Below are 14,438 nucleotides of genomic sequence, written 5' to 3' on the forward strand. Positions count from 1 at the left end.
CGGGCGTTGATGAACCTGTAGCCCGGCTAAGCGCTGCGCGAGCCGGGAAAATTTCTACGCCAAATCTTCCCCGTTGCTGGCAATCACCTTCTTATACCACCAGAACGACTTCTTGCGCCTGCGCGCCAGCGTGCCGCGACCGGCATCGTCGCGGTCAACGTAGACAAAGCCGTAGCGCTTGCTCATCTCGCCGGTGGAGGCGGACACCAGATCGATACAGCCCCAGCTGGTATAGCCCATCACCGGGATGCCATCTTCGATGGCGTCGCCCATCGCCTGAATATGCTCGCGCAGATAGCTGATACGGTAGTCGTCGTTGATCTCGCCGTTAGCGTCAATCTCATCGCGCGCGCCGAGACCGTTCTCCACGAGGAACAGCGGTTTCTGGTAGCGGTCATACATCATATTCATGGTGATGCGCAGGCCGAGCGGGTCGATGCCCCAGCCCCATTCGCTGGCTTTGATGTACGGGTTTTTCAGCGACTTAACGATATTGGCGGCGCTGGTGTTGCCGGCGTTCATCTCCGCCGACGCGCAGCGCGAAGCGTAGTAGCTGAAGGAGACGAAATCGACGGTATGGCGCAGGATTTCATCATCGCCCGCTTCTTTGGCGATGGTCACGCCTTTCTCGCGGAATACCCGCGCCGCCCACACCGGATACGCGCCGCGCGCCTGGACATCGATAAAGAACAGGTTCTCGCGATCTTTCTCCAGCGCCATCCACACGTCTTCCGGCTTACAGGAGTAAGGGTAGAAATTGCCGCCCGCCAGCATACAGCCGACCTGATTTTGCGGATTCAACTCGTGGGCGATTTTGGTCGCTAAGGCGCTGGCGACCAGTTCATGATGGGCGGCCTGGTATTTCACCTGCTCCTGATTTTCCCCCTCTTCAAACACCAGACCGGCGCCGGAGAATGGGCTATGCAGCATGATGTTGATTTCATTGAAGGTAAGCCAGTATTTCACTAACCCATCAAAGGCTTCAAAACAGGTACGGGCGTAGCGGGTGAAAAATTCCACCATTTTACGATTGCGCCAGGAGCCGTACTCGGTGACCAGGTGCATCGGCACGTCGAAATGGCACAGCGTCACCAGCGGCTCGATATTATGCTTTTTACACTCCTCGAACAGCGAGCGGTAGAAGGCGATCCCTTCCGGGTTCGGCTCTTGTTCATCACCTTTTGGAAACAGGCGGCTCCAGGCGATAGAGGTGCGGAAAACGCTAAAGCCCATCTCGGCCATCAGGGCGATATCTTCTTTATATCGATGATAAAAATCGATCGCCTCGTGGCTCGGGTAGAACTCATCTTCGCGCGGCGCGAAGCGTTTCTCTTGCCCCAGCTTGACCGCCAGGCGGTGCGCGCCGTGGGGAATCATATCGACGGTGGTCGGCCCTTTGCCGCCCTCCAGCCAGGCCCCTTCGGACTGGTTGGCGGCCAGTGCGCCGCCCCATAAAAATCCCTGTGGAAAAGTCGCCATGCGTTACCTCGTTAATAAAATGGTGTTCAGGCGTGAGAAGCCTGGGCGCCGGCCTGACGCTGTCTGGCGTCGGCGGCGGCTTCTTCAACCGGTATATCTTCAAAGCCGAGCATCAGCGTCAGAACAAACGACAGCACGACCGCCAGCGCCATGACGCCAAAGACCCAGACGATGGTCATCGGATTGGCCGGGTCGAAAAATTGGACGCTGGTAAACAGGCCCGGCGCCGCCATCGAGTGGCTGGCGAGCCCGGCAATCCCGGCCACCGCGCCGCAGATAAAGCCGCTGATCAGGCTGGCGATAAGCGGTCGCTTCAGCCGCACCGCCACGCCGTACAGCGCCGGTTCGGAAATCCCCGCCAGAATCGCGGAAGCCGCGGCCGCCAGCGCCGTCTGGCGCAGCTCAGGGTTTTTGGTTTTCCATGCCACCGCCAGCGATGAGCCGCCCAGCGACAGGTTGGCGCCGATTTCCGACGGCATCACCATGCCCTCTTTGCCGGTTTCGGCGATGGTCTGAATGATAGTCGGCGTGAAGACGCGGTGCATCCCGGTCATCACCAGCAGCGGCCACAGGGCGCCCATAATCGCCACCGACAGCCAGCCGAGGTAGCTGTGGATCATATAGACCAGCGCGGAAATGGCGCTACCGATCCAGATACCGAGCGGGCCAATCAGCAGAATCGACAGCGGGGCGGCAATCAGCACGATCAGCATCGGTTTAAGGAAGTTTTTCGTCACCGCCGGGGTGATACGGTCGACCCAGCGTTCGATATAAGAGAGGCACCAGGTCATCACCAGCGCCGGGATCACGGTATAGGTATATTTCACCGCCGTCACCGGAATAAAGGCGAACTCCACGTGCTCGCCCTGGGCGGCTTTGGCCATCAGCTCGATAAAGCTCGGGTGCACCAGCACCCCGGCAATCGCAATCGCCAGCGACATATTGGTTTTAAATTTCACCGCCGCGGAGGCCGCGACCATCAGCGGCAGGAAGAAGAACGCGCCGTCGCCGATAACCGTCAGGATGGTCAGCGTTGGCGCGCCTTTCGGCAGCGCGCCGGTCATCTCTAAAATCATCGCCAGCAGCTTGACCATCGATCCGCCGATAATCGCCGGGATCAGCGGCGACATGGTGCCGATCAGCGCGTCGAGGATCCCGGCGCCGATGCGCTTCAGGGTGATCGGCGGTTTCCCCTGCGGTTCGACAGGGCGCAGATCCCCCGGCAGCAGGGCGACCACCTCGCGGTAGGCCTGGGAGACGGTATTGCCGATGATGACCTGACACTGGTTATCGCTACGCACGACACCGAGTACGCCTTTCAGCCCTTTGAGGGTGGCGCTGTCGACCCGCTCGTTGTCTTTGACCACAAAACGCAGGCGGGTCATGCAGTGGGTGACGGCGGCCACGTTATCTGCGCCGCCAATTGCCGCCACAACCTGCTGCGCCAGAGCTGCATAATTTTTAGACATCGGATTTTATCCTGTTTATCAATGGGGTACTGGCTTGTCACCGCGCCGGAAAGCGGAGCGGCATGATGCATATATAGGAAACCGGTTCCACAAAATCATGATTAGTTTCATGAATGCATACAAGAAATAAAAAAATAAGATCTCGATTTTGTGATTTTGATCGCGGAGTGTGAGTCAGCGCGGGATACGCGCAAATGCTGAAAAAGCGCCGCGCGTGCAGTACACTGCGGGCAACATTGGCAACAGGAATAACCACATGGCAACGATGCTGGAGGTAGCGAAGCGCGCGGGGGTGTCGAAGGCCACCGTTTCGCGGGTGCTGTCGGGTAACGGCTATGTCAGTCAGGAGACCAAAGATCGCGTCTTCCAGGCGGTGGCCGAAAGCGGCTACCGGCCGAATCTGCTGGCGCGCAACCTGGCGACGAAAAAGACGCAGACCCTCGGGCTGGTGGTGACCAACACCCTTTATCACGGCGTCTATTTCAGCGAACTGCTTTACCATGTGGCGCGGATGACAGAAGACAAAGGGCGGCAGCTGATCCTCGCCGACGGCAAGCACAGCGCGGAGGAGGAGCGCGAGGCGATTCAGTATCTGCTCGATCTGCGCTGCGATGCGATTATTATCTATCCGCGCTTTCTCAGCGTTGATGAGATGGACGAGATTATCGAAAATCATGAGCGGCCGATCATGGTGCTCAACCGCCGCCTGCGCCGCAACGCCAGCCACTGCGTCTGGTCCGATCAAAAGGCCTCGGCGACGATGGCGGTGGAAAAGCTTATCGCGCTCGGCCATCGCGATATCGCGTTTATTACCGGTTCGCTGGATTCGCCAACCGGCGTTGAGCGGCTCTCGGGCTATAAAGACGCGCTGGCCCGCCACAGCATTGCGGTGAATAACGATCTGATCGTCGAAGGGCGCTGGACGCCGGAAACCGGCGCGGCGGGGGTCGAAACGCTGCGCCAGCGCCGCGTCGGCTACAGCGCGCTGGTGGCGAGCAACGACGATATGGCGGTTGGCGCGATGAAACAGCTGCATCAGCTCGGCGTTAAGGTTCCGGAGCAGGTCTCGGTGGTGGGTTTTGACGATATCGTGCTGGCGCCGTATATGGTGCCGGCGCTCTCCAGCGTCAAAGTGCCGGTGACGGAGATGATCAAAGAGAGCATCAACCGGCTGATCTTTATGCTCGACGGCGGCGATTTAAAATTTCAGCAAACCTTCCCCGGCGAGCTGATCGAACGCGACTCAATGGTGCCCGGCCCGCACGCCTGACGTCGTCAGCTGTCATCGTCACAACTGACGATGACAGTCTCTCCCGTAATTACCCCCTTTAATATCAGTATGATAAAAGTTGGAACGCATTATGCATACTCCGGCGCGTAACCTTCTTACAGCTGGAGAAATGGATGAACCGTTTCATTATCGCCGACGCGAGCAAATGCATCGGCTGCCGCACCTGTGAAGTGGCCTGCGTGGTCTCTCATCAGGAAAATCAGGACTGCGCCGCGCTGACGCCAAAAACCTTTTTACCGCGTATTCACGTGATCAAAGGCGTCAACGTGTCGACGGCCACCGCCTGTCGTCAGTGCGAGGACGCCCCGTGCGCCAACGTCTGCCCGAACGGCGCCATCAGCCGCGACCAGGGCTTCGTCCACGTGATGCAGGAGCGCTGCATCGGCTGCAAAACCTGCGTGGTGGCCTGCCCGTACGGCGCCATGGAAGTGGTGGTGCGCCCGGTTATTCGCCACAGCGGCGCGGGGCTGAACGTGATAGCGGAAAAAGCCGAAGCCAACAAATGCGACCTGTGCTATCACCGTGAGGAAGGCCCAGCCTGTATGGACGCCTGTCCGACCCACGCGCTGATTTGCGTCGACCGCAACAGGCTCGAACAGATGAATATCGAAAAACGCCGCCGCACCGCGCTGGCCTGGTAATCCGGCCGCGCAATGAACGGGGTGCAGATCCGCATTCGCGGTAAAGTGCAGGGGGTGGGATTCCGCCCCTTCGTCTGGCAGTTGGCGCAGCAGCTGGGAGTGCGCGGCGACGTGTGCAACGACGGCGACGGCGTGCTGGTGCGCCTTGTCGGCGATGATGCGGCCTTTCTCAGCGCGTTAACCCGCCGCTGCCCGCCGCTGGCGCGTATCGATAGCACCGAAACTCAGCCGTTTGTCTGGGCCGTCGCGCCGCTGGATTTCACCATCCGCCAGAGCGGGGCCGGGAGCATGCGCACGCAGATCGTGCCCGATGCCGCCACCTGCCCGGCATGCCTGGCGGAGATGAACAACCCGCAGGATCGCCGCTACCGCTATCCGTTTATCAACTGCACCCACTGCGGGCCGCGCTTTACCATTATTCGCGCCATGCCCTACGACCGCCCGCTGACCGCTATGTCGCCGTTTCCTCTTTGCCCCGCCTGCGCGGCGGAGTATCGCCATCCCGCCGATCGCCGCTTTCACGCGCAGCCGGTGGCCTGCGCCGAGTGCGGCCCGCGGCTGGAGTGGCGCGGCCCGAAGGGGCATTTATTTGGTGAGGCCGCTTTAGACGCGGCGATTGCTCGCCTGCGGGCGGGCGATATCGTGGCGGTGAAGGGGCTGGGCGGTTTTCATCTAGTGTGCGATGCCGGAAATCGCGCTGCCGTGGCGACGCTGCGGGCGCGCAAGCATCGCCCGGCGAAACCGCTGGCGGTGATGCTGGCGACGACGGCAGGGCTCAGCGGACCAGCGGTGACGCTGCTGACCTCTCCCGCCGCGCCGATCGTGCTGCTGGACAAAGCGCAGGTGGCTGGCCTGTGCGACCTGATTGCGCCAGGGCTTGCGGAAGTAGGGGGGATGCTGCCGTCTAATCCACTGCAGCATTTACTTTCGCAGGCGCTGGCGCGCCCATTAGTGATGACCTCCGGCAATCTTAGCGGCCGCCCGCCAGCGCTGACTAATGAAGACGCGCTGGCGGATTTAGCCGCGATTGCCGACGGTTTTCTGCTGCATAACCGCGAGATTGTGCAGCGGATGGATGATTCGGTGGTGCGGCAAAGCGGCGAGATGCTGCGCCGCGCCCGCGGCTACGTGCCGGACGCGCTGGCGCTGCCGCCGGGCTTTTGCGACGCGCCGCCGCTGCTGGCCCTCGGCGCGGAGATGAAAAATACCTTCTGCCTGCTGCGCGGCGATGAAGCGGTGCTCAGCCAGCATTTTGGCGATCTCGACGACGAGGGCGTCGAAGAACAGTGGCGACAGGCGCTGCGTCTGATGCAGGAGATTTACGCTTTTACCCCGCAGCGGGTGGTGGCTGACGCCCATCCCGGCTACCGCGCTTCGCGGTGGGCGGCGTCGCTGGCGCTACCGGTGGAGCGCGTGCTGCATCATCATGCCCACGCTGCCGCCTGCCTGGCCGAGCATCGCTGGCCGCTGGACGGCGGCGATGTGATTGCCCTGACCCTCGACGGCATCGGGATGGGGGAGAACGGCGAGCTGTGGGGCGGCGAATGCCTGCGGGTCAACTATCGCGAGTGCGAGCGTCTTGGCGGGCTGCCGGCGGTGGCGCTGCCCGGCGGCGACCTCGCGGCGCGTCAGCCGTGGCGCAATCTGCTCGCCCACTGCCTGGCATTTGTCCCTGACTGGCAAGATTATCCTGCAACCGCCGCACTGCGTCAGCAAAACTGGCCGCTGCTGGCGCGAGCGATTGAGCGCGGCATAAATGCGCCCAAAGCGTCGTCGTGCGGACGGTTGTTTGATGCCGTCGCCTGCGCGCTGGGCTGCGCCCCGCTCACCCTGAGCTATGAGGGGGAAGCGGCGTGCCGTCTGGAAACGCTGGCGGCGACCTGCGAAGGGGTTGATCATCCGGCGACGCTGCCGTGGCGCGATGGAAAACTGGATCTGGCGACGTTCTGGCAGCGGTGGCTGAGCTGGCAGGCGAGTCCGGCGCAAAAAGCCTGGGCCTTTCATGATGCGCTGGCCCGCGGGCTGGCGGCGATGATGCGCGATTACGCGAACGCGCGCAATATTCACACGCTCGCCTTCGGCGGTGGGGTACTGCACAACCGCCTGCTGACGGCGCGATTGACCTTTTATCTGGCCGATTTTACTCTGCTCTTTCCGCAGCAGCTGCCCGCAGGCGATGGCGCGATTGCCCTCGGCCAGGCGGTTATCGCTGCGGCCCGCCTGCAGGCTTAAAGGACACCGACATGATAGTGACGATTTTGCGTCAGCAGCCGCGCGCAGCGGCGCTGGTGCTGGCATTGATTGCCGCCAATTTGCTGGCCTGGGGCTGGGCGTTTGCGGCGTTCGGCGGCAGCGGCGCGCTGATGGCCGCCAGCCTGCTGGCCTGGGGTTACGGTCTGCGCCACGCGGTGGACGCCGACCATATCGCGGCGATCGACAACGTGACCCGCAAAATGATGCAGCAGGGGAAGCGGCCTTTTGCCGTTGGCGCGTGGTTCTCGCTGGGACATTCGTCGATTGTGGTGCTGGCGTCGGCGGCGATTGCCGCGACCGCCACCGCGTTTGGCCAGCAGATGAGCTGGTTTCACGAGACCGGCAGCGTTATCGGCACTGCCGTGTCGGCGCTGTTCCTGCTGGCTATGGCGTTTATCAATCTGGTCATTTTGCGCAGCGTCTGGCGCAGCTTTCGGGCGTGGAAGCAGGGCGAAAAGGTGAGCGATGAGGTCATGACCGGCGGCGGCATGATGAGCTGGGTGTTCGGGAAAACCTTCCGCCTGATTAACCGCAGCTGGCAGATGTATCTGGTGGGCTTTCTGTTTGGCCTCGGCTTTGATACGGCGACGGAAATCGGCGTGCTGGGGATTTCTGCGGCCAGCGCGTCGAGCGGGATGTCGATTTGGTCGATTATGGTTTTTCCGGCGCTGTTCGCCAGCGGGATGGCGCTGGTGGATACGCTTGATAACGTGCTGATGGTCGGCGCCTACGGCTGGGCGTTCAGTAAGCCGCAGCGTAAGCTCTATTACAATATGACCATTACCGGCACCTCGGTGGTGGTGGCGCTGTTTATCGGCGGCCTGGAAGCGCTGGGACTGGTGATGGATAAGTTTTCCCTCAGCGGCGGCGTCTGGCGCTGGATCGGCGCATTGAATGACCATCTCGGCGACGCCGGTTTTGTGGTGGTCGGGCTGTTCGTGGCCTGCTGGGTGCTGTCGGTACTCAACTACCGCTGGCGCGGATACGATAACCTGGCGCGGTAGGTTGGGCATTTCCCCGGCTCGCGCTGCGCTTAGCCGGGCTACAGGTTAATGGCCATCTGCTGGCCGGTAGCCCGGACAGATGCGCAAGCATCGCCTCCGGGAAATTATGCCACTCTGCGCGCTGCTCCCGGGGGTGGCGCAAAGCGCCTGCCCGGGCTACAGGACCGCAGGCTGCTGTGAATCTGTATGCGCGGCTGGGTAGCCCGGGTAAGGCGTTTACGCCGCGACCCGGGAATAACGTCAGTTCATACAGGCTAACTCACCAACTGCTTGAGCAGCGCAAAGGCGTCTTTCATACGATCCTCGCTGACCACAAAAGCGCGCAGCTGGTTTTCGGCGTCAACGCCTTTCGCGACCAGGCCGTCTTTGGCGGCAACGATATGCCACGTCAGATCCTCGCGCCGGGTATCGCCCGCCAGGTGCAGCGGTAAATCCGGCGTTTTAACCTTCACCAGCATCGGCGGCAGCTTCAGTTCTCCCTGCTGAGTCAGCAGATTTTTCCCCAGGCACATGGCGCTCAGCAGAATCGGCTGCAGGAACGGCAGGACCATGCCGTTGATTTCCGCGCAATCGCCGAGGGCGTAAATTGCCGGATGGCTGGTTTGTAGCTGGCTGTTCACCACCACGCCGCGGTGCGTCTGCAGACCCGCATGCCGCGCCAGCGCCGTTTCCGGGCGCAAACCGGCGGCGGCGACCACCGCATCCACCGTCAGCGTACGCTGGCGGTCAAGAGTGACGCGAATTCCGTCGGCGTTCTGCGCCAGGCTTTGCAGCTGCGACTTCAGCATCAGATCCACGCCCATGTCGGTCAGACGATGCTGCAGTCGGCTGCTGGCTTCCGGCGGCATCAGCGCCGACAGCACGCAGGCGGAGTTATCCACCACCGTCACCGCTTTGCCGGCGCGGCAGAAATCCATCGCCAGCTCGCAGCCAATCAGCCCGCCGCCGACGATCAGCACCCTTTTTGCATCGCGCAGCTGGCTTTGCGCCGCGCCGTATTCCCGCTGGCTGTTGAGGGTCAGCATCAGCTCGCGGCCCGGCACCAGCGGGATAAACGGCGTCGCGCCGGTGGCCAGCACCAGTTTGTCATAGCGCCACTCGCGGTCCTGGCTCTTCACAACCTGATTATCGGCGTCGATATCGCTGACCCAGGTATGCGGAAACAGGCGCAGATTGTACTGCTCGGCAAACTCGCCCGCCGTTTGCAGGGTCAGATCGTCGGCGTTCTGCCCGCGGCTGACCACATGGCTGAGATCCGGCTTGTTGTACTCATCCATGCTGTCGGCGGCGATCAGGGTCAGCGGGATGTTCGGGTCCTGCTTGCGAATATTTTTCACCAACTGACGGGCCGCGAAGCCCGAGCCGATGATGACGATGCCATCACTCATTTTGCCTCCGACGCCAGCACATCAAACACATCTTTACCCAGCGAACATTCAGGGCAGAGGAAGTTATCCGGGACTTCGCTCCAGGGTGTACCCGGCTGAACGTCCTGGTTCGGTTCGCCCTGTTCGGGGTCGTAAATCCACTGGCAAACGCTGCACTGCATTTTCGGGCCGAGATCGGCTACCGCGGGCGCGGCGCAGGGCGTTGCCTCAGGCGCGGCTGGTTGCGCCTCGCTCGCCGGCAGCGGGGAGAGGGCCCACTGGCGGGCGATCTGACGACCGTGTTCGCGGCACAATTCCAGCGCGTCAAGGTCCGGGCGCCATTTGGCCTTCAGGCTCAGGGACATTTCAAAGCCTGCATCCTGTAAACGCGTGGACAGGCGATCAACCGCGCCGCCGCTCCAACCGTGGGAGCCAAAGGCGCTGGCGCGCTTGTTACGAAAACGCAGGCCGGTCATCTCTTCCACCAGCCCTGCTATTTTCGGCATCATCACGTTGTTCATGGTGGAGGTGCCGACCAGCACGCCCTTCGAGCGGAACACGTTGGTCAGAATGTCGTTTTTATCGCTGCGGGCGACGTTGAAAATTTTCACCGCTACGCGGGGGTCCACGTCGGTAATGCCCTGGGCGATCGCGTCGGCCATCATGCGGGTGTTGTTGGACATGGTGTCGTAGAAAATGGTGATGCGGTCTTCCTGATAATCCGCCGCCCACTCGAGATATTTTTCGACGATCTGCGTCGGGTTATCGCGCCAGACCACGCCGTGGGAGGTGGCAATCATATCTACCGGCAGGTTGAAGCCGAGGATTTCACTAATTTTCGGCGTCACCAGGCGGCTGAACGGGGTCAGAATGTTGGCGTAGTAGCGCTGGCACTGTTCATAAAGCTCAACCTGGTCAACTTCATCATTAAACAGATGCTCATCGCAGTAGTGCTGGCCGAAGGCGTCGTTGCTGAACAGCACCGCGTCGCCGGTCATATAGGTCATCATGCTATCCGGCCAGTGCAGCATCGGGGTTTCGACGAAAATCAGCTGTTTGCCGTTGCCGATATCCAGGCTGTCGCCGGTTTTCACCACCTTAAAGTTCCACTCCGGGTGATGGTGGTGGCCGGTAATGGAGTCGATAGCGTTGGCGGTGCAGTAGATCGGGGTATCCGGGATTTGCGTCATCAGTTCGGTCAGCGCGCCGGCATGATCCTCTTCCGCATGGTTGATAATGATGTAATCGATATCGGCGAGGTCAATTTCACCGCGCAGGTTCTGCACGAATTCGCGACTGAATTTATGATCGACGGTATCGATCAGCACATTTTTTTCTTCCCGGATGAGATAGCTGTTGTAGCTGCTGCCGCGCAGCGTTTTGTATTCAGTCCCGTGGAAATCACGCACTTCCCAGTCGCGTTGGCCAACCCAATGAATGTTATTTTTAACCAGAATAGACATAGCAACCTCAATTAATTCAGCGTTGTTCAAAAAAGATATTTTGCTTATATCAAGATGCGTGCCATGTTTTTAATTTATTGAATTTAATGTGTTTTTTATTTTCCGATAAATCTGTTGATGTCAAAATGACAATGGTTAAAATAGTCGATATGACTATGTGGATTGTCAGAATGACTATGAGGCGACAATGAGTTTCTCCGTCGAGGCCCTGGCGAAAATCGCCATTGATTTACAAAGCGATCTCGGCCACGCCGACCGTTTTTCCCGGCTGATTACCACCCTGCGGCAGATACTCGGCTGCGATGCTTCGGCGCTGCTGCGTTACGAAGCGCACCAGTTTGTGCCGCTGGCGATTGATGGCCTGGCCCAGGACGTGCTTGGCCGGCGCTTTGCCCTTGAAGGCCACCCGCGGCTGGAGGCGATTGCCCGCGCGGGGGACGTGGTGCGTTTCCCGGCGGATAGCAGCCTGCCGGACCCCTATGATGGGCTGATCCCCGGTCAGGAGAGCCTGAAGGTGCACGCCTGCGTCGGCCTGCCGCTGTTTGCCGGGCAAACCCTGATCGGCGCGCTGACCCTCGACGGCATGGATGCGGACCGTTTTGACAGCTTCAGCGACGAGGAGCTGCGCTTGATTGCCGCGCTGGTGGCCGGGGCGCTGAATAACGCGCTGCTGATCGCCCGGCTGGAGAGCCAAAACGTGCTGCCGGAGCAGGCTATCGTATATCCGCCAGCCGAACGTCAGGAGATCATTGGCCTGTCGGCGCCGATGCTGCAGCTGAAGAAGGAGATCGACATCGTCGCGGCTTCCGACTTAAACGTGCTGATTAGCGGCGAGACCGGGACCGGCAAAGAGCTGGTGGCGAAAGCGGTCCATCAGGGATCGCCGCGGGCGGCCAATCCGCTGGTGTACCTTAACTGCGCGGCCCTGCCGGAGAGCGTGGCGGAGAGCGAGCTGTTTGGTCACGTTAAAGGGGCGTTTACCGGGGCGATCAGCAACCGCAGCGGTAAATTTGAAATGGCGGACAACGGGACGCTGTTCCTCGATGAAATCGGCGAGCTGTCGCTGGCGCTGCAGGCCAAGCTGCTGCGGGTGCTGCAGTATGGCGATATTCAGCGCGTCGGCGACGATCGCAGTCTGCGGGTTGATGTGCGGGTGCTGGCGGCCACCAACCGCGACCTGCGTCAGGAGGTGGTGGAGGGGCGTTTTCGCGCCGATCTGTATCATCGTCTGAGCGTGTTTCCGCTATCGGTTCCGGCGCTGCGCGAGCGGGAAAATGACGTGGTGCTGCTGGCCGGCTATTTCTGCGAACAGTGCCGTTTGCGCATGGGGCTGGCGCAGGTGATTTTAAGCGAGGCGACGCGGGCCAGACTGCTGGCCTGGCCGTGGCCGGGCAACGTGCGCGAGCTGGAGCACGCGATTCATCGGGCGGTGGTGCTGGCGCGGGCGACGCAGGCGGGTAATGACATCGTGCTGGAGCCGCAGCATTTTCAGCTGGCCGGGGAAGCGCCTGCCTTACCGGGCGTCAGCCCGCAGCCGGCGGCGGAAGCGGTGAGCCTGCGCGAAGCGACGGAGGCGTTCCAGCGCGAAGCGATAGCCAGCGCGCTGGCGGCTAACGGCCGCAGCTGGGCCGCCGCCGCCCGCGCGCTGGGGCTCGACGTCGCCAACCTGCACCGGCTGGCGAAGCGTCTGGGCCTTAAAGGATCCCGGCCTGATAAAAGTTCTGCAGGTTAATCGCGCCGACCAGCTGGCCGTTTTTATCCACCACCGGAGCGGCGCTGATTTTGTGCTTCATCAGGCGCTCTTTGGCTTCTATCGCGCGGCTTTCCGCCTGCAGGGTGACGCCGTTGCGGGTCATCGCCTGGCTGACGATATCCTGCAGGCTGCCGCCGCCCACCAGCCAGCGGCGCAGGTCGCCGTCGGTAAACACGCCCTGCACGTGATTGCGCTCATCGCAGACCGCCACCAGCCCCAGGCCGGTGCGGCTGAGTTCGAGCATCGCGTCCATCACGCTGGTGTCGACGTCTACGCGCGGCACGTCGCCGTCACGGCGCATCAGATGGTGAACCTTGTTCAGCAGCCGCGCGCCCAGCGCCCCAGCCGGGTGCGAACGGGCAAAATCTTCTTCGTTAAAGCCGCGGGCCTGCATCACCGCCATCGCCAGCGCGTCGCCGAGCATCAGGGTATTGACGGTGCTGGAGGTTGGGGCGAGGTGCATCGGGCAGGCTTCGCGTTCCACCGCGATATCGAGCACCGCTTTCGCCGCCAGCGCCAGCGGCGACGTGGATTTACCGGTCATCGCCAGCAGCGGAATCGACTTTTCCTCCAGGCGCGGGACGATAAGATCCAGCTCTTTGGCGCTGCCGGAGTAGGAGATAAACAGCATCACGTCGCGGCTGTCGAGCATCCCGAGATCGCCGTGCAGCGCTTCCGCCGGGTGGACGAAAAATGCCGGGGTGCCGGTACTGGCGAAGGTAGCGGCCAGCTTTTTACCAATATGGCCCGATTTGCCGATACCGGAGACCACCAGTTTGCCCTCGCAGTGGATGATGGTTTCCGCCGCGCGGATGAAGTCGTCGCCCAGGCGTTCAGGCAGGCGGCTCGCCTCCTGAAGCTCCAGCATTAGGGTCTGGCGTCCGGCTTCTAACAGAAAGTTACTCATGATGTTCTCCAGTAATAATGACTTCGATGCCTTTGTCTTCCAGCGCCTGCTTAAATTCCGGGCTGATATCGGCATCGGTAATCAGTTTGTCCACGCTCTCGAGGCCGCAGACGATATTGGGACTTTTACGGCCAAACTTTGACGAGTCGGCCATCAGGATAACTTCGCGGGCGGCATTGCACATCGCTTTGCTGACCGTATAAACCTCATTAAAGGTGGTGACGCCGGCGATTAAATCAATCCCGTCGGTGCCCATAAACAGGCGGTCGAAGCTGAATTGTTCGAAGGCGTTTTCCGCCAGCTGGCCGTGAAAAGAGGCCGATTTCTTGCGGAATGTGCCGCCCGGCATCAGGATGGTTTGCTCATTATCCAGTTCGGAGAGGGCGTTGACGATATGCAGGCTGTTGGTCATCACGGTGATGTTGTTGAAGCGGCTGAGCATCGGCACCATTTGCAGTACGGTGCTGCCGGCATCAAGAATGATCGAGTCGCCATCGTGAATAAAGCTGACCGCGGCTTCGGCAATCCGCTCTTTTTTATGGGTGTTGATCAGCGTTTTGTGGTCGATGGGCGGGTCGGCCTCGTCTTTATTTAACACCACGCCGCCGTAGGTGCGGATAACGGTACCGGCATTCTCAAGGATCACCAGATCCTTACGGATGGTCGTGCCGGTGGTGTCGAAGTGTTGCGCCAGCTCTTCGACCGAGCATTTGCCCTGCGATTGCAGGTGCTCGAGAATGGCTGCCTGGCGCTGACGTGGTTTCATAGGCGTTGTATCCTGCGTTTAAAGTTTCGAAATGATAATTTCGCA

The 14,438-nt window shown here is 61.0% G+C and carries 11 protein-coding genes; 5 read left to right on the top strand and 6 right to left on the bottom strand.

What is annotated here, in order from left to right; genetic code table 11:
- Positions 1–54 precede the first annotated feature (54 nt).
- Together GUC22_RS05645 and ascF are read right to left on the bottom strand one after the other, a co-directional pair.
- Positions 55–1,479 carry a 6-phospho-beta-glucosidase gene (locus tag GUC22_RS05645; RefSeq protein ID WP_049099404.1) on the bottom strand — a complete coding sequence of 475 codons (1,425 nt, stop codon included), beginning with the start codon at positions 1,477–1,479 and terminating at the stop codon, positions 55–57.
- Between the two features lie 26 nt (positions 1,480–1,505).
- Positions 1,506–2,948, bottom strand: a complete 1,443-nt coding sequence (gene ascF, locus GUC22_RS05650) for a PTS cellobiose/arbutin/salicin transporter subunit IIBC (RefSeq protein ID WP_160183416.1) — start codon at positions 2,946–2,948, stop codon at positions 1,506–1,508.
- A gap of 256 nt (positions 2,949–3,204) precedes the next feature.
- On the opposite strand from ascF, the gene GUC22_RS05655 reads away from it, so the two are divergent.
- From GUC22_RS05655 to GUC22_RS05670, 4 genes are all read left to right on the top strand, one after another.
- A complete protein-coding gene (locus GUC22_RS05655) occupies positions 3,205–4,218 on the top strand; it encodes a LacI family DNA-binding transcriptional regulator (protein WP_024358443.1) in 1,014 nt (337 codons plus the stop codon).
- A gap of 134 nt (positions 4,219–4,352) precedes the next feature.
- Positions 4,353–4,880 (top strand): electron transport protein HydN, encoded by a 528-nt coding sequence (gene hydN / locus GUC22_RS05660; protein ID WP_004124065.1) that lies wholly within the window; start codon positions 4,353–4,355, stop codon positions 4,878–4,880.
- Between the two features lie 12 nt (positions 4,881–4,892).
- The gene (gene hypF / locus GUC22_RS05665) at positions 4,893–7,112 is read left to right on the top strand and encodes a carbamoyltransferase HypF (RefSeq protein WP_160183417.1); all 2,220 of its coding nucleotides are present in this window, start codon (positions 4,893–4,895) and stop codon (positions 7,110–7,112) included.
- An 11-nt stretch (positions 7,113–7,123) separates the two neighbouring features.
- A complete protein-coding gene (locus GUC22_RS05670; protein ID WP_024358441.1) occupies positions 7,124–8,137 on the top strand; it encodes a HoxN/HupN/NixA family nickel/cobalt transporter in 1,014 nt (337 codons plus the stop codon).
- Positions 8,138–8,391: 254 nt separating this feature from the next.
- Here the strand turns inward: GUC22_RS05670 and norW are convergent, their stop codons facing one another.
- Positions 8,392–9,525 (bottom strand): NADH:flavorubredoxin reductase NorW, encoded by a 1,134-nt coding sequence (norW, locus tag GUC22_RS05675; RefSeq protein WP_160183418.1) that lies wholly within the window; start codon positions 9,523–9,525, stop codon positions 8,392–8,394.
- Positions 9,522–10,967, bottom strand: coding sequence for an anaerobic nitric oxide reductase flavorubredoxin (norV, locus tag GUC22_RS05680; RefSeq protein WP_049087231.1), 1,446 nt, complete (start codon positions 10,965–10,967; stop codon positions 9,522–9,524). Before norV ends, norW begins: the two co-directional genes overlap by 4 nt.
- A 187-nt stretch (positions 10,968–11,154) precedes the next feature.
- On the opposite strand from norV, the gene norR reads away from it, so the two are divergent.
- Entirely contained in the window at positions 11,155–12,699 is a 1,545-nt protein-coding gene (gene norR / locus GUC22_RS05685; RefSeq protein WP_024358438.1) for a nitric oxide reductase transcriptional regulator NorR, read from the top strand.
- Here norR and gutQ read toward each other — a convergent pair.
- A complete protein-coding gene (gutQ, locus tag GUC22_RS05690) occupies positions 12,662–13,627 on the bottom strand; it encodes an arabinose-5-phosphate isomerase GutQ (RefSeq protein ID WP_160183419.1) in 966 nt (321 codons plus the stop codon). The two genes, norR and gutQ, sit on opposite strands and share 38 nt — an antisense overlap.
- On the bottom strand, positions 13,620–14,393 hold the full coding sequence (srlR, locus tag GUC22_RS05695; protein ID WP_049088690.1) for a glucitol operon DNA-binding transcriptional repressor SrlR: 774 nt from the start codon (positions 14,391–14,393) through the stop codon (positions 13,620–13,622). The genes gutQ and srlR overlap by 8 nt, the downstream gene beginning before the upstream one ends.
- Between the last annotated feature and the right edge of the window lie 45 nt (positions 14,394–14,438).

Origin of the sequence: Klebsiella sp. MPUS7, assembly GCF_009905335.1 — a bacterium.
Classification (GTDB): domain Bacteria; phylum Pseudomonadota; class Gammaproteobacteria; order Enterobacterales; family Enterobacteriaceae; genus Klebsiella; species Klebsiella grimontii.